The organism is Pseudoalteromonas sp. TB51, from assembly GCF_000498055.1.
Lineage (GTDB): Bacteria > Pseudomonadota > Gammaproteobacteria > Enterobacterales > Alteromonadaceae > Pseudoalteromonas > Pseudoalteromonas atlantica.
Genome location: NZ_AUTO01000349.1, coordinates 42,827 through 60,385, shown reverse-complemented (window position 1 = coordinate 60,385; position 17,559 = coordinate 42,827). Strand labels below are relative to the sequence as shown.

Annotated in this window: 17 protein-coding genes and 1 pseudogene; 4 read left to right on the top strand and 14 right to left on the bottom strand. The window is 39.8% G+C overall.

The features are described from left to right. The 11 genes from L650_RS0122615 to L650_RS0122560 all read right to left on the bottom strand — a co-directional run. Positions 1-505 (bottom strand): DUF1365 family protein (locus L650_RS0122615; RefSeq protein WP_029774494.1); only part of this gene is annotated, 505 nt, incomplete at its 3' end. Further along, entirely contained in the window at positions 498-1,754 is a 1,257-nt protein-coding gene (locus L650_RS0122610) for an NAD(P)/FAD-dependent oxidoreductase (RefSeq protein ID WP_029774493.1), read from the bottom strand. The genes L650_RS0122610 and L650_RS0122615, both read right to left, overlap by 8 nt. Continuing rightward, positions 1,751-2,461 (bottom strand): SDR family NAD(P)-dependent oxidoreductase, encoded by a 711-nt coding sequence (locus L650_RS0122605; protein WP_004586411.1) that lies wholly within the window; start codon positions 2,459-2,461, stop codon positions 1,751-1,753. Before L650_RS0122605 ends, L650_RS0122610 begins: the two co-directional genes overlap by 4 nt. A gap of 2 nt (positions 2,462-2,463) precedes the next feature. Next, the gene (locus L650_RS0122600; protein ID WP_029774492.1) at positions 2,464-2,892 is read right to left on the bottom strand and encodes a nuclear transport factor 2 family protein; all 429 of its coding nucleotides are present in this window, start codon (positions 2,890-2,892) and stop codon (positions 2,464-2,466) included. Position 2,893: 1 nt separating this feature from the next. Beyond that, a complete protein-coding gene (gene phrB / locus L650_RS0122595) occupies positions 2,894-4,285 on the bottom strand; it encodes a deoxyribodipyrimidine photo-lyase (protein ID WP_029774491.1) in 1,392 nt (463 codons plus the stop codon). Further along, a complete protein-coding gene (locus tag L650_RS0122590) occupies positions 4,285-5,238 on the bottom strand; it encodes a YbgA family protein (RefSeq protein ID WP_029774490.1) in 954 nt (317 codons plus the stop codon). The genes phrB and L650_RS0122590 overlap by 1 nt, the downstream gene beginning before the upstream one ends. An 8-nt stretch (positions 5,239-5,246) precedes the next feature. Further along, on the bottom strand, positions 5,247-5,927 hold the full coding sequence (locus L650_RS0122585; protein ID WP_029774489.1) for a ChrR family anti-sigma-E factor: 681 nt from the start codon (positions 5,925-5,927) through the stop codon (positions 5,247-5,249). After that, the gene (locus L650_RS0122580; RefSeq protein ID WP_004586416.1) at positions 5,920-6,543 is read right to left on the bottom strand and encodes a sigma-70 family RNA polymerase sigma factor; all 624 of its coding nucleotides are present in this window, start codon (positions 6,541-6,543) and stop codon (positions 5,920-5,922) included. Before L650_RS0122580 ends, L650_RS0122585 begins: the two co-directional genes overlap by 8 nt. A 69-nt stretch (positions 6,544-6,612) precedes the next feature. Then, positions 6,613-7,194, bottom strand: a complete 582-nt coding sequence (locus L650_RS0122575; RefSeq protein WP_004586417.1) for an LON peptidase substrate-binding domain-containing protein — start codon at positions 7,192-7,194, stop codon at positions 6,613-6,615. A 223-nt stretch (positions 7,195-7,417) separates the two neighbouring features. Continuing rightward, positions 7,418-7,696: a hypothetical protein gene (locus tag L650_RS0122565; protein WP_024031759.1), complete on the bottom strand. Its 279-nt coding sequence runs from the start codon at positions 7,694-7,696 to the stop codon at positions 7,418-7,420. A 225-nt stretch (positions 7,697-7,921) separates the two neighbouring features. After that, positions 7,922-8,281, bottom strand: a complete 360-nt coding sequence (locus tag L650_RS0122560) for a hypothetical protein (RefSeq protein WP_029774488.1) — start codon at positions 8,279-8,281, stop codon at positions 7,922-7,924. A 167-nt stretch (positions 8,282-8,448) separates the two neighbouring features. On the opposite strand from L650_RS0122560, the gene trhA reads away from it, so the two are divergent. Together trhA and L650_RS0122550 are read left to right on the top strand one after the other, a co-directional pair. Next, a complete protein-coding gene (gene trhA, locus L650_RS0122555; protein ID WP_029774487.1) occupies positions 8,449-9,078 on the top strand; it encodes a PAQR family membrane homeostasis protein TrhA in 630 nt (209 codons plus the stop codon). Positions 9,079-9,687: 609 nt separating this feature from the next. Further along, positions 9,688-10,587, top strand: a complete 900-nt coding sequence (locus L650_RS0122550) for an SDR family oxidoreductase (protein WP_029774486.1) — start codon at positions 9,688-9,690, stop codon at positions 10,585-10,587. A gap of 271 nt (positions 10,588-10,858) precedes the next feature. Here L650_RS0122550 and L650_RS0122540 read toward each other — a convergent pair whose 3' ends face one another. The 3 genes from L650_RS0122540 to L650_RS0122530 all read right to left on the bottom strand — a co-directional run bounded on the left by L650_RS0122540 (position 10,859) and on the right by L650_RS0122530 (position 13,156). Beyond that, positions 10,859-11,410: a hypothetical protein gene (locus L650_RS0122540; protein WP_029774485.1), complete on the bottom strand. Its 552-nt coding sequence runs from the start codon at positions 11,408-11,410 to the stop codon at positions 10,859-10,861. Between the two features lie 548 nt (positions 11,411-11,958). Beyond that, positions 11,959-12,270, bottom strand: coding sequence for an MGMT family protein (locus L650_RS0122535; RefSeq protein ID WP_029774484.1), 312 nt, complete (start codon positions 12,268-12,270; stop codon positions 11,959-11,961). Next, on the bottom strand, positions 12,260-13,156 hold the full coding sequence (locus L650_RS0122530; protein WP_024031766.1) for a LysR family transcriptional regulator: 897 nt from the start codon (positions 13,154-13,156) through the stop codon (positions 12,260-12,262). Before L650_RS0122530 ends, L650_RS0122535 begins: the two co-directional genes overlap by 11 nt. 123 nt (positions 13,157-13,279) lie before the next feature. On the opposite strand from L650_RS0122530, the gene L650_RS0122525 reads away from it, so the two are divergent. Both L650_RS0122525 and L650_RS0122520 read left to right on the top strand, forming a co-directional pair. Continuing rightward, a complete protein-coding gene (locus L650_RS0122525) occupies positions 13,280-14,362 on the top strand; it encodes an efflux RND transporter periplasmic adaptor subunit (RefSeq protein ID WP_024031767.1) in 1,083 nt (360 codons plus the stop codon). 2 nt (positions 14,363-14,364) lie between these two features. After that, positions 14,365-17,435: pseudogene (locus L650_RS0122520) on the top strand (efflux RND transporter permease subunit). The last annotated feature ends 124 nt before the right edge of the window (positions 17,436-17,559 follow it).

Genomic DNA, 17,559 nt, shown 5'->3' with positions numbered 1-17,559 from the left:
CCTGCCAATGGTAGTCCATATCTAAATTCATAAAGGGTGATACGGAGAAAGCCTTCTTAAAGTTCACTTTTTTTTGTAAGGGCACCAAATAATAATGGCGCTCATTCCACGGCGTATTGCTTACCTCAGCAACCATATATTTAAAGTTATCGGTGCTATTACCGTAAAAGTAAAAATTTACAGGGCTAAAATAAATGCCCATACACCTAAGCTGGCCAAGCATATAAATATGCGAAAACGTTTCTTTAACACCTAGTTTTTCTATTTGGCACTGTGCACGTTCAATAATACTTAATGGCTCTGAGTTTGACTGTGTGTTTAAATAATCGGATTGATTAAAACGCAGTGCTTTAAACCCAAAAGTACCTAGCATAGGGTGAATGTTATTAAGCAATAACGGATTTTTTAAATCTACCCACATCATATAAAGCGGGTATTTAAACTGATGGTTTTTTACCGCAAAGCGCCTGTGCCTTACATCGCCTAAGTATACAGCGCTATTCAAATTCAACACCTAATTGCTTAGCCACATCTACCCCACTGCGAACACCATCTTCATGAAAACCGTTATACCAATAAGCACCACAAAAATAGCTATTATTTTGGCCATCAACAGTGTGCTTGAGTTTTTGTGCGGCAATGGATGCTTCGTTAAAAACAGGGTGATGATAAGTAAACTCACGTAATATATTTGCTTTGTTAATCCCTTCTAAGTGATTAAGGGTTACACAAAATTGTGTATCTGAGTCAATACCTTGCAGTATATTCATTTGGTATGTAACAACCGCTGCTTTGTCGGTGTTTTCGTTTAGTAAGTAATTCCAGCTAGCCCAGGCAGCTTTTCTATCTGGCAGTAAACTAGTATCTGTATGCAATACTACCGAGTTTTCGGTATAAGGGATTGCACCTAATACAGCGTGTTCTTGCTCAGTAGCATCACCAAGTAATGCAAGGGCTTGATCTGAGTGACACGCAAATACCACTTTATCAAATTCAGCTTGTTCGCCATTTTCAAGAGTAATAATTACTTTATTATCTACACGCGTAACCGTCTCAATGTCGGTATTTAGTTTTATCCGCTCTGCAAAACCTTTAATAAGCGGCTTAATGTATTGCTTAGACCCACCAGGGATTACATACCACTGCGGCCTGTTTGTAACATCAAGTAAGCCATGGTTGTAAAAAAAGTTTACAAAAAACTCAACCCCTACATTTTGCATCTCTTTGATGCTGGTTGACCAAATTGCCGCCCCCATAGGTAAAATGTAATGGTATTTAAAAAAGTCATTAAAGCCGTGCGTATCTAATAACTGACCCAGCGTTTGATCTTTAGGGTAGTTTTGCTCGCTGTGCATTGCTTTACATAGTTTATTAAACTTAACTATATCGCTTAATAAGCGCCAAAACTTAGGCCTAAATATATTTCTTTTTTGAGCAAATAAGCTGGTAAAGGTGTGTCCGTTGTATTCAAAACCACTTGCTTGATTATGAACACTAAAGCTCATTTGTGTTTCTTGTCTGTCTACGCCAATGCGCGCGAGTAGTTTTTCAAAGTACGGGTAAGTGCGGTCATTAAATACTATAAAGCCCGTGTCTATTGCGCGTTTAACCCCAGCATCCGATATCTCTACTGTCGCGGTATGACCACCAATGTAATCGTTTTTTTCAAATATGGTAATATCGTAATGCTTATGCAGTAAATGAGCACAGGTTAAACCCGATACGCCAGAACCTATTATTGCTATTTTTTTCAACGGGCTAATCCTTTTGCTAAACGTAACCAAAGTGGTAACGGTAAAATACGTAATGCTTTTAAAATAAGCGTAAACCGATAAGGAAAATGAACTTCTTTACGGCGTTTATTGATCCCCTTAATCATATAATCGGCGGCCTCTGTTGCAGTAACAGCCATAGGCATTGGGAAATCGTTTTTATCAGTAAGGGGGGTTTTAACAAAACCAGGGTGCACCAACGTAACATCAACATCGTTTAAGTCGATTGCTAAGCTTTTCGCTAAATAGCTTACTCCGGCTTTAGATGCGCCATAAGCCTCAGAACGTGGCAGAGGTAAATACGTAACGCTTGAGCTAACAAGTACAAGTTGTCCGCCAGCACTAATTTTTGGTAATAGTGCCTCTAGGCAGTAGCCCATTGCCAGCAGGTTTACTGAAATAACTCGCTCAAACAAAGCGCTGTCAAAGTTACGGGCATCATCTACATACTCACAGTTACCAGCGTTAAGAATAACCTTATCAAAAGCACTAAACCCCAGGGTTGCTTGCTTTATGTCTTTAAGGTCTGTGGCATCAAACTGACACGCTTTAATGTTGGTGTGTTTTTCAAGCTCAGCTAACTTTTCAAGATTTCTACCGCAAGCAATTACCGTATTGCCTTGCTGTGCGTACTTTATTGCTAGCTGCTCGCCAATACCTGAGGTTGCACCTGTAATTAAAATATTCATCGCTACCCTGCTCGTTTATCTATGTAATTTATAACGCCACCCAAAATAGGAATATGCTTGTATAGCATTTCAGCTACATTAAAATAGTCGCGGTGGCTAATAATTTTACCCTCTTTAAATACCAGCTTGCTGTGCCCTTCTACAGATATAGTTTTGCCAGAAGCCAGTTTTGGGTGGGCGTAATGCATAGTCCAATACAAAAATGCTTTATCATCACGCTCGTAGGTGTCACTAATATCAAACTGACAATGCTTAACATTACTATATAGATTAGAAAAATATCGGGTAAGCTCGCTTAGCCCGTGTATTTCGTGCATTGGGTCTTTAAATTTAATTTGCTCGCTGTAAATATCATTAAGCGAATGCAGGTTTGATTTATCGAGTTGTTGATATATTTCTACAAATTTTGCTACCGGTAATGCTGTTTCCATATCACCCCTTAAATGCAGCTATTGCACGCTCGCGAGCTGCTTTATGATCTACGATTGACGGCCAGTAACATTGCTTATCAGCCCCTATTGACGCTAAATAAGCATGAGGAAAATGAATATGTTTATCTGGCACTTTTTCAAGCTCTGGTAAATATTTACGTATAAATTTACCATTAGGATCAAAGCGCTCACTTTGAGTGATAGGATTAAATACGCGAAAATAAGGCTGCGCGTCACAGCCAGTGCTTGCAGCCCACTGCCAACCGCCATTATTAGAGGCTAAATCGCCATCAATAAGGTGCTGCATAAAAAACTGCTCGCCTTCACGCCAATCAATTAATAAATGTTTGGTCAAAAAGCTGGCGACCACCATTCTTAAACGGTTATGCATCCAGCCGGTTTGAACTAACTGTCTCATCGCTGCATCAACGAGTGGGTAACCTGTTTTTCCCTCGCACCAGGCTTTAAACTCAGCCTCGTTTTTACGCCATTTAACGCCATTGTACTTTTCGTTAAAGTTATAACCACGAGAAAGCTTAGGAAATTGCGCAATTAAATGACGATAAAATTCGCGCCAAATAAGCTCGTTTACCCAAGTAAAAGTTTTACTTTTAGATGTTGTTAAAATATCTGGGTAGCGGTTTTGAATATTAACCAGTAACTGCTTAGGGCTTATAATACCCAGAGCTAGATAAGGGCTTAAACCCGATGTGCCTTTAATGTTGGGTATATCACGCTGATCGTCGTAGCTACTTAATTTGTCGCAAATAAAATTATCAACAATGGTTGCTAAGCTTTCATCATCAACTGGCCATTTTTCTGAGCTGCCATCACTTTTAATTGCCTGTGCGTTGTTATTTATCGGCTGTTTTTTTAAAGGCCACGGTAATAAGCTAAAGTGAGTATCTTGGTGTTGTTTAAGCCACTGTTTTTTAAATGGCGTAAACACTTTGTACATTTCGTTACTTTGGTTTTTAACACTGCCTACAGGCGCTATTACATCTCCCTCATAGAGGGTAAACGTAATATTTTTATCATCACACTTTGCAAGTATTTGCGCATCACGATTTACTTCATTTAACTCATACTCTTTATTAGCAATTACATGTTCTACTTGATGTTTATCGCAAAATGATAAAAGCGCACTTTCACAATCGTCAAAGTAAGGAGCGTCAAAAATATGCAGCTCTATTGCGTACTGTGCTAGCTGCTCGCGTATATAATTGAGGCGTCTTTTTAGTAAATCTATTTGAATGGGAGCGGCGTTGTGTTGTTGCCATTGCTTTTCGCAGATAAAAAAAATGGCCTGTTTAGCGCCATTATTTAGCGCTTCAATAAGCGCTTCGTTAGAAAAAAAGCGCAAATCGCGCCTAAACCAAAAAAGTGTATTCATTATATGCCGTAACGTAATTTTAGTTCATTAGGGTAAGGATTAAAAAACACCTGCTTTTCTAGGTATTCATTAGGGTGTACTTTTAGATGATGTTTTAGCAAAGTAAGCGGTACGTACAAAGGCACTAAACCTTTACGGTATTCATCGATGGCATCGCGTAGCTCTTGCTTTTCAACCTTAGATAAGTCTTTTTTAAAGTAGCCCTGCAAGTGCATTAACGTGTTGCAGTTATTCCTGCGTGATGCAGGCTTTTTAAGGCCGTTCATTAACCCAAGAATGTACTCATCTGCTAAAGCGTTAATATCATCACCTTTATAAGTACCAAGTAAATTACCTAAGTCGCGGTAAGCTTGATAATTATGAGCCATTAATAAGTACTTATATTGCGAATGAAACTGGGTAAGCTTATGCACTGTGAGCGGCTCAGAAGCTAATAACTGCCACTGTTTATAGGCGTACACGCGCATTACAAAGTTTTCGCGTAAATGCATGTCGTTTAAGCGGCCGTTTTCTTCACATGGCAGTAATGGATTGTGCTTCATTATTTGCTCAGCAAAAAAACCAACGCCTTCAGATGTGTTGCCGGTGCCCGCTTCGTTATAAATTTTAATTCTTTCCATACCGCAGCTTGGGCTTTTCGCACAAAAAACAAAACCACTTAGGTTTTTAGCTTGTTCTGTGGCTACTTTTTTACCGTATTCAGTTAACTTAGGCCCAACATCGCCAGTGCCATCTGGGCGACAAACTTTTATTGTATCGCCTACGCGTACTTGGCGTATGGTTGGCCTAGGAATAGGTAACCCTACGGCTACCTCTGGGCAAAAACGCGTGTACTCTACATGTTTTCCAAGCTCATCCATACAAAAGTTAGACTTTTTATGGCCTGTATCAAAACGTACTTTTTCGCCTGCTAAGCAGGCGCTAATACCTATTTTTATTGTGTCTGTTTGCATAAATTCTCTTAATAAATCAAGTTACCTATAGGATTAAGTAACTTACTGAGCCCTTTATTAAAATGTAGCGCACTACTGACTACTGTAAAGCATAAACAGCCATCTTTTGTAAGTGGAGTGTGCTGATGAGAGCCATCTTGCCAAATAAAGTCTCCTGGCACGTAACTGCCCTCTTCATCACTAAACTCACCATCAAGTAGCAAGGTTACTTCAAAGCCAGTATGAGTATGCTCGGGGATTTCGCCCCCTGCGCCAATATGTAAAAGGCTTGAGCGCAATGGGCCATCATCAATAGCAACGCGAGAGCGAGCAAGCTTACCCACTTGCGTAAAACGCCCATGCGAAATACGTGTTAAGGCGCGTGGTAATTCGTAGTTATGCTCATTAACTTGTACGGTTACCGGCTCAACTTCGTAAACTTCATCAATGCTAGCATCGGCGGTTATCAAATCTAGCAGGTCAGCGTCAAAATCTGGCGCTTGTAAATCATTACTTAAATTTAATGTATCAGGGGCGTGTGGCGGCTCGCTAAATACATCCTTTGCATTAGCGGCTTCAAGTTTTGCCACTTTTGCTTGGCAAACTGGGCACATATCAACGTGTATAGATACCGCAACGCTTAACGATGCAGGTAACTGCGCTGAACAATATTGTGCTAGTAAAGATTCACTAGGGTGATGTTTAATCATGCTGATCTCCCATTTCATTACGTAATTTTTGCAAGGCTAAACGCAATCGTGATTTTACCGTGCCTACAGGAATATTTAATTGTTGAGCAAGTTGCTCTTGCGACATATCTTGGAAATAAACGCCTCTGACTACCTCTCGCTGTGCGGTTGGTAGTTTGTCTAGGTAACGTTTAATTTGTTGATCTTCCAAGTGGTCGCTAAATTCAAGTGTTGTATCTTGAGATTCGTTAATAAGTGGCCAAATATCTTCGCTTATATTTTCTTCTTTATTACTTTTCATTTTACGAAGCATATCAAATGAGGCATTACGCATTACGGTATATACCCAAGTCGTCGCAGCCCCTTTATCGCTGTGATACAAATGCGCTTTTCGCCACACTGAGGTTAGTGTTTCTTGTACAAGCTCCATTGCTTGTGCCTCAGAGCCAAATTGCTTAATTCCAAAGCGTTTAATTTTTGGCGAAAAGTATTCAAATAAGTAAGCAAACGCTCTTTTGTCTCGCGAAGTAGCTACATCAAGCAGAGCTTGCATAAGCTCTGCACTTGGCGTTTCTGGCATGGCAGTATATTTACCTGTATTAGGTTCACAACGTGGTGAGGGTTGTTGACTTACCATAATAATTAATCCCGTGTATGCTTTTGTATATATCTATACGCCAAGCAATTAAACGCAGATCACATTATTTTAGGCAAATTCATTGTTAATCACAGTATGGAGGAAGTTTAGTAAGTTAGCAAAGTTACTTTCGAACGCAAGTTGCTGTTTTTTATCGATAGATATAGGTAATAGTTCAAGCCAGCGCGCAGCTACCCAGGCTAAATTATCAAACTTGGTTTGCCTATATAAACTAGAAAGCTCTTTATTGTTTAAAAATATGTCCTGCAAAGAATCAGACAAACGTTGATTATCAGCCGAAATTTCACTGTGGGAGTCATTGTACCAATACGGCGTATTGCAATCGCTTAATAAGCCATGGCGCAATTCACTTTCATCTTGGTATACGTCATTTATTTGCACGCTTTTAGCTGCGTACACATCAATAAGTAGCATATTGCTAGGGTCTTGATCAAAGTCGATAATATCGACCAAACAGCCCTGAGCGCTAATATTAAATGGCGTGTCGTGCTGGTAGGTGCACAGTACAAAACCGACATTATTTTGTAGTGCGGTTTTTACCATGTTTAAATACCTAGGCTCAAATATACGCAAACGCGTATAGCCTTCTGGTAACACAAATATTGGTAATGGGAAAATCGCACGTTTCATAAAGTCTACTTCTTTAAATTACACTGCCTTTATTTACGTGCGCTTTTACTAAGTCGATCAGCTTACTCAAATCGAATTATTTACCTATAAATTAAAAGTTGATCCAACTTCCCATACTTTTTATTACTTGAACCATATAGTAAACACTAATCATGCTTACAACAGGCGCCAACATAAGTGCAAATAATCCTAATTCGTTACTCATCGTCTTATCCTTTTACACTTATTTAGCTTTAACTTGCGTAGTTACCGGCATTGTAGACTGCGTGGTAACGTCAGCTTGTTCTTGCGCTTGATTTACAAATTGCTCAAGTACTGCCTGGGCATCAAAACTAAGGCTCTGCGAAATTGATTGTTCAAGTTCTGCCGTTGCTTGATTAATATAGCTTGTTACGTTTTGCGTTATAATATCAGTTACATCTAGGTCCACTTCACTCGCATGTACTTGCGAAGAACCTAATACTAATAAACTTGCCATAGCGATTTTAATTGAATGTTTCATAATGGTATTCCTTGTTGTGTATATTGTTTAGACGCAATAACATAATCAAGGGTTGTGCCAACAGAAAAATAAAAATTAAATCATTGATATATAAAGATTATATTAAAAACCATACAGCAACGCAGCATTCAGGCTTGGTTAATTTAGCTAACCTTTTTAATTTTTTGACTAACTATTAGTAAATTTTTTCAGCTCACTATTTGCAGTTTAAAACAACGACTACCATTACTTTTTATTTTGCGTATCGGGTTTAACTTTTTTACCTAACCGATAAGCATCAACCATACTTAGTAACCAAATGACCACCATTAAAGGAAGATATTTATATTCCCCTAGCTGTGCACATTCACCTGATGGATTACGGGCGGCTTGTAAAATGCCTGAAGCCGTCATCGGAATTTCACCTGCTAAAATTTCATTTGCGCTACATTGCGCTATAGCCAAAATATCACCTAATGTCATAAACAAAAGTAGCGTGAATACACCTGCAAAAATACAGCCTATTAAATGCTTTTTAAGCGAAAAATGCCCTGCCCCAGGATACACAATGGCAGTAAGTAAAACGGCTTTGAGCTCTTTTTTCATGATAAACGTGCCTTAATTAATTGAGACTATACGACCACACTATACCCGATTAATTCCCTTTAAAATCAATAAAAGTACGGTGACTAATTTACAGTAACAATGCTGACATTGAAACATTGAGCGTACACCTGTACACTCAAGTTTAATTAATAAGTGGTAGGACTAGTATGACTATAGAGGCACCCTATTCTCGCAAAGAAGAAAAACTCAATGTATTAAGCCATGCACTGGGAATATTTTTTGCTGTGTTTGTAATGTGGGATTTATTTAAACAAGCCACCAGCGTAAAAGCTTATATTAGCACCGCTGTATATGGGGCTAGTTTATTTGTATTGTTTTTATCATCCACACTTTATCACGCCAGTGTACAGCCAAAATTACGCGCTTTTTATAAAAAGTGCGATCACTGCGCTATTTACGTATTAATAGCGGGTACGTACACCCCATTTTTGTTGCTATCTCTTAATGGATGGTGGTCTTGGGGGACACTGAGCTTTATTTGGGCAGTCGCGCTTGGTGGCGTTGCTTATAAAGTGCTGGTTAAAAATAGTAATAAAAAAGTCTCGCTGGCTACCTACTTACTTATGGGCTGGTTTGCCCTTGCGATTGTATACCCACTTTATTTAAATATTGATGTAAAAGCACTGTACTGGTTACTGGCCGGTGGCATTTTTTATAGCTTAGGTACATTATTTTATAGCGCTAAAAGCACTCAATTTAGCCACGCAATTTGGCACCTCTTTGTAATAGCTGGGTGTGTGTGCCACTACATTTCAATTACTAATTACGTGTATTAATGCATGTAATTAGTAATTTTACGCTACGTACATAAACCGCAATAATTTGGCTACCCTTCTATATAAAAGCGCGATAAAAGCGCGTTGTAGCTTAGGCGTTATCACCTAAGCCTTAATTAAAAACGCTGTTATTTACGGCTTTGTCTATAAGCCTATCACTTTACCTTACTCGCATAATTAACTAGCTCGATAAACAGCGTGTAACATTTTCGGTACTCTTATCCATTTTTTACCCATTTTATTCACTTACTCTTTTCCTAGTTTAAAAATAAATGCATTAAAATAAGTGACATAGCTTCATATTTTGAATGTAGCGCTATGGCATACCTATTGCTCCTTCAATATAAATGGTCAGTAAAACCTTGGCCAAGCAAATACGTTAAAGGAGATACAAAGTGGGCGCATTTCAAGCTGACTCTACAATTGAGTTAAGTGCTACATTCGTAAGTTGCTACTTATACTCAATATTTTACAACCACACTCACTTTTACGTCTATTCCCCCAAGCAAAGACATAGGTAACACGCATTGCTGCGTTATATGCCATTAGGCTCTTTGTGATTACATGCAGTTAATCCAACTTAAACTTTACGTTAAAGGAGACGTTGATATGCCAACTAACCAATTTACGATGCAAGACCCTAGAAGCCAATACCAAATGGCACGAACCGAAAAAGACAGTGATCAACCAGACCCAGGCCTAGATGAAATTTTAAAACCTAAAGCAGATCACGGCGAAGATACCTATGTAGGTAGCGACAGATTAAAGGGTCGCAAGGCGTTGATCACCGGGGGCGACTCGGGCATTGGCAGAGCGGTTGCCATTGCATTTGCCAGAGAAGGTGCCGATGTGGTTATTAATTACTTAGCCAGCGAAGAAGCTGATGCGAAAGAAACACTCGATATATTAAAAGCCAGCGGTAACAAAGCATGGGGAATTGCAGGCGATATCTCTGATGAGAGTTTTTGTAACGACCTTGTGGCTCAAAGCGTTGAAAACTTAGGCTCAATCGACATATTAGTGAATAATGCGGGTAAACAACAGTTTGTTGCCGAGTTAGACGATTTATCTACCGAGCAATTTTGCCAAACATATGCAACAAATGTATTTGCTATGTTTTGGATAACAAAAGCGGCGGTAAAACATATGCCACCGGGCGCTAGTATTATTAATACAACCTCTATCCAATGCTATCAACCCTCTGCTGGGCTTCTTGATTACGCATCGACTAAGGGCGCAATTACAAGCTTTACTAAAAGTTTAGCAAAAATGGTGATTGATAAAGGCATTCGGGTTAATGGGGTTGCTCCTGGGCCAATTTGGACCCCGCTTCAACAAAGTGGTGGCCAACCGGCTAAAAAATTGCCTGAATTTGGTGATAACGTGCCAATAGGTAGACCAGGCCAGCCTGCTGAGCTAGCACCCACCTATGTCTACTTAGCATCGCAAGAGTCAAGTTACATTACCGCTGAAATAATGGGTGTTACAGGTGGGCAGCATCTACCTTAATCATACTGGCTCACTCATATTAGTTAATCTCAGCTTATTGATTTTATAAAATAATAGCGGCGTATTTACGCCGCTATTATTACCTAGCCTTTTTTAATCATACCTAAATAAGCCCCACTAAGTATTGGTGAGGCTCTGGTTAACAATACATTAGACAGCATCTTAGCTTGGTACTAAAACCTGTGCTCACGCAGCACTATTTAGCTCAGTGTGAGCAAGAGCGTGCCTATTTAGACACGCATAAATTAACTGCTTAAATAACCCAAGCCGATTAAGTGTTATTTTTTTTAGCACGTATACCGCGAATGAACTCTTCTAAATAAGGCGTAAATTCTAGCGCAAGTGCTATAAATAGCACCGTTGCCAAGTAAGTTATTGGTAAAGGAGAGTCTTTTAATTGAAGCGTAAAGTCAGGAGGAAAGCCGCCAGGTGTAAATAAAGCGGTAAATTGCTCCCAATGGCGCGCAATAATTAATACCAAAGCTAACAGGGGTATCATTTCTAAAAAACTGTGTATATGCTGCTCTACCGGCCCTACCCTTCGCTTACTTACCGCATAAGTTACATCCCACATTGCTGTAAGTTCATGCAGAAAAAACAACACAATACAAATGGCAATAATCAAACTATTAACTTCAAAAATTAAAACGAGGATTAACGGGATGCCCACTTCGGCAAACATTAATAAATGAATAAATGACTCTTTAGCACCGCTGGTTGTAGAAATATTACTACGTCGATGACAAAACCAATCAGCAATACCAGCAGCAAGCCAAACAGGGATCACAAAATACATTAAAATCAATAAAGTTGGGTCAGTCATAGTTTGTTAGTCCTTAATATTTGGTTTTAATAACCCTCATGCTTAAAACTAAACATTTACACTTCATCAGCTTCTTCATTCATCACAAGCGATGTGAAAAACCATATTTTTCAAATAAATTATCATTCACTTTTAAGATGGCTTGAGGATTACTTACGTTTTTACCTTAATGTAAATGAGATACCATTTTTAAACGCGCCCGTGAGCCAACATTTGGTATGCTCAATATCTATTTACAAGTAATAAGTAGTTCAAGTGTTATGCCAAATCTCGACGTTAAATTGATTTAATGCCATTCTAGCTATAGGTAGGTGTGGAGGTGTTTTTTACTTTGCCGTATATATTTTTATTGTGTAAAAAATAGAAAATATATCGCTTATCATTGTAAGTTTTTCATTCACAAATCTAGATAAGGAGGTTGTGTTAAAGGTAAAACTAGAAGCTGAATAACCCTATTTTTTGTAGATTTACGCTAGCTAAAAACAAAAAAGTAAGCCGCACACTTGTAATAAAGCAGCCTTTAAAGCTCTTTTAAGATAATACCTTCACTACTGCCATCTATACTCGCGCATATTTACTTTGTCGTTTTTAAAGCTAACCCCTTCTAATAATAGCTTTTGGCGCTGCTCTTGGTATTTATCACTGCCTACAGGAAATGATATTTTACCTTGGCTGTTTACTACTCTGTGCCACGGTATAACAGAATCATCTGGCATTTGCTTTAAAAGGCGTCCTACCAAGCGTGAATTTTGCGGATAACCGGCAAGCGTTGCTACTTGCCCGTAACTTGCTACAAAACCTGCAGGTATATTTGCAATAATGGTGTAAATGAGGGTTTCTTTATCAATATCAGCGGTCATTAACGTACGCCTCACTGAGTACTTTAAATTGCTCCCAAATAGAGCGCGCAACAGGGCCATGGTGTATTGCATCACGCCTAAATGCACGTACTTCTATACCAAACTCATCTTCTCTGTCGTTTATCTGTATTTGCTGCAACAGCCCTGCTTCTATTTCAGGGGCACAATAATCTATGTTCATCATTGCCCAGCCGGCACCAGCAAGCAAAAACGACTTTAAATTGGTTACATCGTCAATCTTCATTAAGGCAGAACCTTTTGAGTAAGAAAGCTTGTCACTGTCTATGCTTAAGTCACTTTCAAACATAGCCAAACACGGGTAATTTTGTAGCTCGTTAAAGGTCATGTACTTAGGAAACGCATTAGTAGAAGCAATAATTCCAATGTTTAATTTACCAATTGGTAGGCTTTCTAAGTGCCCTGTTGCATGAAATAAGTCAAACCAGGGGCCTATGCCTAACTCCACTTGCCCACTATTTACTTGCTCTAAAGAGACAAAGCGTTTGCCACTGGTTAAATTAAACTCTGTACGCTTAAATAGTCTAAAAGTATTACTTATGATCTCGTTATAACTGTCTTTTTGACAAATTTGCTCGTAGCAAATTCGATATTGTGGCTCGTTACCCAGTGCAAGCTCTTTAGCAAGCTGCGCTAGCTCATCATTTGCATGCAATAATTGTTGTGCTTCACGATGAAAAACACGCCCTTTTTCAGTTAACTGTAATCGGTACTTACTTCTATCAAGTAGTTCAAAGCCAATTTTTGCCTCTAGGTTTTTAATTGCTAATGTAAGCGCAGGTTGAGTTTTATGTAATTTAAGCGCCGCGCCACTTAAACTTGCACTTTGTACAATGGCATCTAAAATTTGTAATTGATTCAGCTTCATACTGCGCTCAACATGATCATAAATAAAACTTATTATGTTTCTAAAATTTAATGAATTTTATTTTATATGGTTGCGGCGTATCCTGCACTTAATTATTTTGCCCATCATTGCCACGGAGAAGACATGAAACTCTTTCGTCTATGTATACTTACTACGACTTTACTTACCTTAATGGCCTGTTCAGAGCCAGAAAAGCAAGTAAAAGAAGAGCCCATTAGGCCTGTAAAGTTATTCAATATAGGACATGATTCGCAAACAAATGTGCGCAGTTTTCCTGCTGAAGTGGTTGCTAACCAAGGCTCGTACTTAGCATTTAGAGTCAATGGTGAACTGGTAGAGTTTCCGGTATTAGCAGGTGAAGAAGTTGAAAAAGGACAACTTTTAGCAAAGCTTGACCCAGAAGACTTTCAGTTACAGTACGATGATAGAAAAGCCCGTTATGAGCTTGCTAAATCACAACTTAGCCGCATTGAACAATTACTTGAAAAAAGAATCGCGAGTCAATCAGAGTACGATGAAGCATTGGCCAATATGCAAGTGGCAGAGTCTGCCTTTAAAATTGCCGAAACCAACCTAGAATACAGCGAGCTGCGCGCCCCATTTGCAGGGACTGTAGCCAAAGTATTTGTTAAAAACTTTGAAAACATTCAAGCCAAGCAAAACATTTTACGCCTAGAGACCCGCGATTTAATGGATGTAGAAATCCAAGTTCCTGAAAAAATAATAGCGCGTATTAAAAAAGGCAGCGACTACCACCCTACCGTTGTGTTTGACGGTTATGATAATAAAGAGTACACCCTTGATTTAAAAGAGTGGGATACGCAGGCTGATCCTACTACGCTTACCTACAAAGTTGTTTTTTCGCTACCAGTGCCTAAAGACTTTAACCTACTTGCAGGGATGACAGGGCGTGTATTTATCGATTTATCAAAAGTAACCAGCTCGCAAGTGGCTTACACTATTTTGCCGGTTGAGTCGGTTTTTTCTGAAGCTAAAGAAAGCGTGTCAGATAACGCCTATGTGTGGATATATAACCCAGAAACCGGTGTTGTTAATAAACAAGCCGTTAAAGTGGGCCAAGTACACCGCGACGGTATTGAAGTCCTAAGCGGTATTAAAGAAGGCCAAATTGTCGTCTCCGCTGGCGTACACTCATTAGATGAAGGCATGAAAGTACGTCCATGGAATAAAGAGCGAGGCTTATAATTATGAGCTTTGCGCAACTCTCCATAGAGAAAAAAGTAATTAGCTGGATGTTTGCACTACTGCTGTTAATTGGCGGGAGTGTGTCGTACTTTGATTTAGGCCAACTAGAAGACCCAGAGTTTACGCTTAAAACCGCCATGGTTATTACTATGTATCCGGGCGCATCGCCACAACAAGTCGAGGAAGAAGTCACCTTTCCTATCGAAAATGCGATTCAGCAACTCCCCTACGTAGATTATGTGACCTCTATTTCATCAAATGGTAAGTCGCAAATATCGGTAGAAATGAAAAGCACCTACCGAAAAGAGCAGCTGCGCCAAATTTGGGATGAAATGCGCCGTAAAATTAACGACTTAGCGCCTTCACTCCCGAGTGGCGTTTACCCAAGCACCATTTTAGATGACTTTGGTGATGTATACGGCGTTATGTATGCGGTTACCGGCGATGGCTACTCTTATGATGAACTTAAAGATTACACCGATTACTTAAAGCGTGAACTCGTACTGGTTAAAGGTGTGAGTAAAGTAACCATTGCTGGTGAGCAACAGCCTCAAGTAATGGTTGAAGTGTCTACCCGTAAATTAGCGCAGCTCGGTATTGCCCCAAGCCATATTTTTGGTTTACTGCAATCGCAAAATACAGTCTCTAACGCAGGTAAAATTAGAGTGGGCGATGAGTCTATACGCTTTCACCCAACCGGCGAATTTAAAGATGTTAAAGAGCTCGAAACCCTACTTATATCTAAACCCGGTGCTAGCGAGCTTATTTACTTAGGTGATGTAGCCAAAGTATTTAGAGAATACGCAGAAGTACCCAGCAATGTTATTCGCTACAACTCAGAACAAGCGCTTTTAATTGGCGTCTCGTTTATGAATAGCGTGAACGTAGTAGATGTAGGTAAACGTATTGACGAGCACTTAGCAGAGCTTGAGTACCAGCGCCCACATGGCATTCATGTAGAATCGGTGTATAACCAACCTAAAGAAGTAGAAAAATCGGTAGATGGCTTTATTGTCAGCCTAGTAGAGGCGATTGCCATTGTAATCGTGGTACTGCTTATATTTATGGGCTTAAAAAGTGGTATTTTAATTGGCGGTATTTTATTACTCACCGTTTTAGGCACCTTTATATTTATGAAGTTGTTCGCCATAGACTTGCAACGTATTTCTCTGGGTGCGCTTATTATTGCCCTTGGTATGCTGGTAGATAACGCCATAGTAGTAACCGAAGGCATATTAATAAATTTAAAGCGTGGCCAAACTAAGTTAAAAGCTGCAGTTAATATTGTAGAACAAACTAAATGGCCGCTACTAGGCGCTACAGTTATTGGTATTACTGCGTTTGCCCCTATTGGCCTAAGCTCTGATGCGACCGGTGAATTTGCGGGTAGCTTATTTTGGGTCTTGTTTATATCGCTTTTACTAAGCTGGATCACCGCCATTACGCTTACGCCATTTTTTGCAAATTTAATGTTTAAACAAGATGAATTTAAAAAAGCTAAAAATGCTGAGGGCGAAGAGGAAAATGACGACCCATACCAAGGCTTTATTTTTACCGGCTATAAAGCACTTTTAGATGTGTCTATGCATTATCGTAAAACCACGCTTGTGCTTATGGTCGTGCTCCTTTGCTCGGCTGTGGTTGGTTTTGGTGCGGTTAAACAATCGTTTTTCCCAGCCTCTAACACCCCTATGTTTTATGTAGATTACTGGCAGCAACAAGGCTCCGACATAAGAGCAACGCTAGAGGGAATTAAAAAGCTTGAAAACTACCTTCAAAAAGAAGAGCTAGTTGAAGAAATAACCAGTACTACAGGCCAAGGTGCTCCACGCTTTATGCTTACTTATGCACCGCAAAAGTCGTACTCGTCATACGGGCAGCTCATTATTAGAGTAAAAAACCGCGAGGCGGTGGCTGTAGTAATGCAAAAAGTGCGTGAATACTCGCAAAATACACCGCTTTCAGCTGAGCTTAAAATTAAGCCCATGGAAATTGGCCCCTCAACCGATGCTAAAATTGAAGCACGCTTTACAGGCCCCGATCCGGTAATACTTAGACGATTAGCCGCCCAGGCTGAAGAAGTTATCGCACAAGACGACGGCGCTTATAATATTCGTGATGATTGGCGCGCACGTACTAAAATGATTCGCCCACAATTTAACGAACAAAAAGCGCGCCGCTTAGGTATTAGTAAGTCAGACCTTGATGATGTACTGCTTACTAGCCTTTCAGGCAAGCAAGTGGGTGTATACCGAGATGGTACACAACTACTGCCAATTATTGCTCGCTCGCCGGCAAATGAGCGCCTAAATGTAGAAAGCGTTCACGATTTACAAATATACAGCCCAGTACTGGGTGTATTTGTGCCAGTAACACAAGTGGTTGACGAATTTGTGGTTGAATGGGAAGATAGCCTAATTATGCGCCGCGACCGAAAGCGCACAATAACGGTAATGGCCGATCACAACGTATTAGGCGATGAAACTGCCGCTAAGTTATTTGCACGCGTGCGCGGACCCGTAGAGGCAATAGAGCTACCGCGTGGCTATAAATTAGAATGGGGCGGCGAGTATGAGTNAAGCCGCTATATTTGGTTCATTACCGCTGGGTTATTTAGCGATGTTTGCGGTAACCGTACTGCTGTTCAATTCACTTAAACAGCCTTTAGTTATTTGGGCTACAGTGCCACTTGCCATTATTGGTGTGAGTGCGGGCATGTTAATAATGAATGCGCCATTTAGCTTTATGGCACTACTTGGATTACTAAGTTTAAGCGGGATGCTGATTAAAAACGGCATTGTGTTGGTCGATCAGATAAATCTTGAGCTTCGCGATGGTAAATCGCCTTATCAAGCTGTGTTTGAATCTGGCGTCAGCCGTGTACGCCCTGTAGCCATGGCGGCTATNTATTACCACCATTTTAGGTATGATCCCGCTGTTGTTTGACGTGTTCTTCCAGTCAATGGCGGTAACTATTATGTTTGGTTTAGGTTTTGCAACCATACTTACGCTTATTGTAGTGCCTGTGCTTTATACTGTTGTATTTAGAATAGACTACGAGCCTAGAAAGTAATTTAAAAGCCTTACAGGACGTTTAAAACGCAGCTTACCTCACAGTAGCTGCGTTTTTTATTATTTAAACCGAGGTTAAAGATGAACTTAATAAACTAGGTTGTATATGTATTCTCTTTGGCTAT

Excerpts from the sequence above, each read along its gene's own strand:
- L650_RS0122605 (WP_004586411.1), bottom strand. The coding sequence starts at position 2,461 with ATGAATATTTTAATTACAGGTGCAACCTCAGGTATTGGCGAGCAGCTA.
- L650_RS0122600 (WP_029774492.1), bottom strand. The coding sequence starts at position 2,892 with ATGGAAACAGCATTACCGGTAGCAAAATTTGTAGAAATATATCAACAA.
- phrB (WP_029774491.1), bottom strand. The coding sequence starts at position 4,285 with ATGAATACACTTTTTTGGTTTAGGCGCGATTTGCGCTTTTTTTCTAAC.
- L650_RS0122590 (WP_029774490.1), bottom strand. The coding sequence starts at position 5,238 with ATGCAAACAGACACAATAAAAATAGGTATTAGCGCCTGCTTAGCAGGC.
- L650_RS0122585 (WP_029774489.1), bottom strand. The coding sequence starts at position 5,927 with ATGATTAAACATCACCCTAGTGAATCTTTACTAGCACAATATTGTTCA.
- L650_RS0122580 (WP_004586416.1), bottom strand. The coding sequence starts at position 6,543 with ATGGTAAGTCAACAACCCTCACCACGTTGTGAACCTAATACAGGTAAA.
- L650_RS0122575 (WP_004586417.1), bottom strand. The coding sequence starts at position 7,194 with ATGAAACGTGCGATTTTCCCATTACCAATATTTGTGTTACCAGAAGGC.
- L650_RS0122565 (WP_024031759.1), bottom strand. The coding sequence starts at position 7,696 with ATGAAACATTCAATTAAAATCGCTATGGCAAGTTTATTAGTATTAGGT.
- L650_RS0122560 (WP_029774488.1), bottom strand. The coding sequence starts at position 8,281 with ATGAAAAAAGAGCTCAAAGCCGTTTTACTTACTGCCATTGTGTATCCT.
- trhA (WP_029774487.1), top strand. The coding sequence starts at position 8,449 with ATGACTATAGAGGCACCCTATTCTCGCAAAGAAGAAAAACTCAATGTA.
- L650_RS0122550 (WP_029774486.1), top strand. The coding sequence starts at position 9,688 with ATGCCAACTAACCAATTTACGATGCAAGACCCTAGAAGCCAATACCAA.
- L650_RS0122540 (WP_029774485.1), bottom strand. The coding sequence starts at position 11,410 with ATGACTGACCCAACTTTATTGATTTTAATGTATTTTGTGATCCCTGTT.
- L650_RS0122535 (WP_029774484.1), bottom strand. The coding sequence starts at position 12,270 with ATGACCGCTGATATTGATAAAGAAACCCTCATTTACACCATTATTGCA.
- L650_RS0122530 (WP_024031766.1), bottom strand. The coding sequence starts at position 13,156 with ATGAAGCTGAATCAATTACAAATTTTAGATGCCATTGTACAAAGTGCA.
- L650_RS0122525 (WP_024031767.1), top strand. The coding sequence starts at position 13,280 with ATGAAACTCTTTCGTCTATGTATACTTACTACGACTTTACTTACCTTA.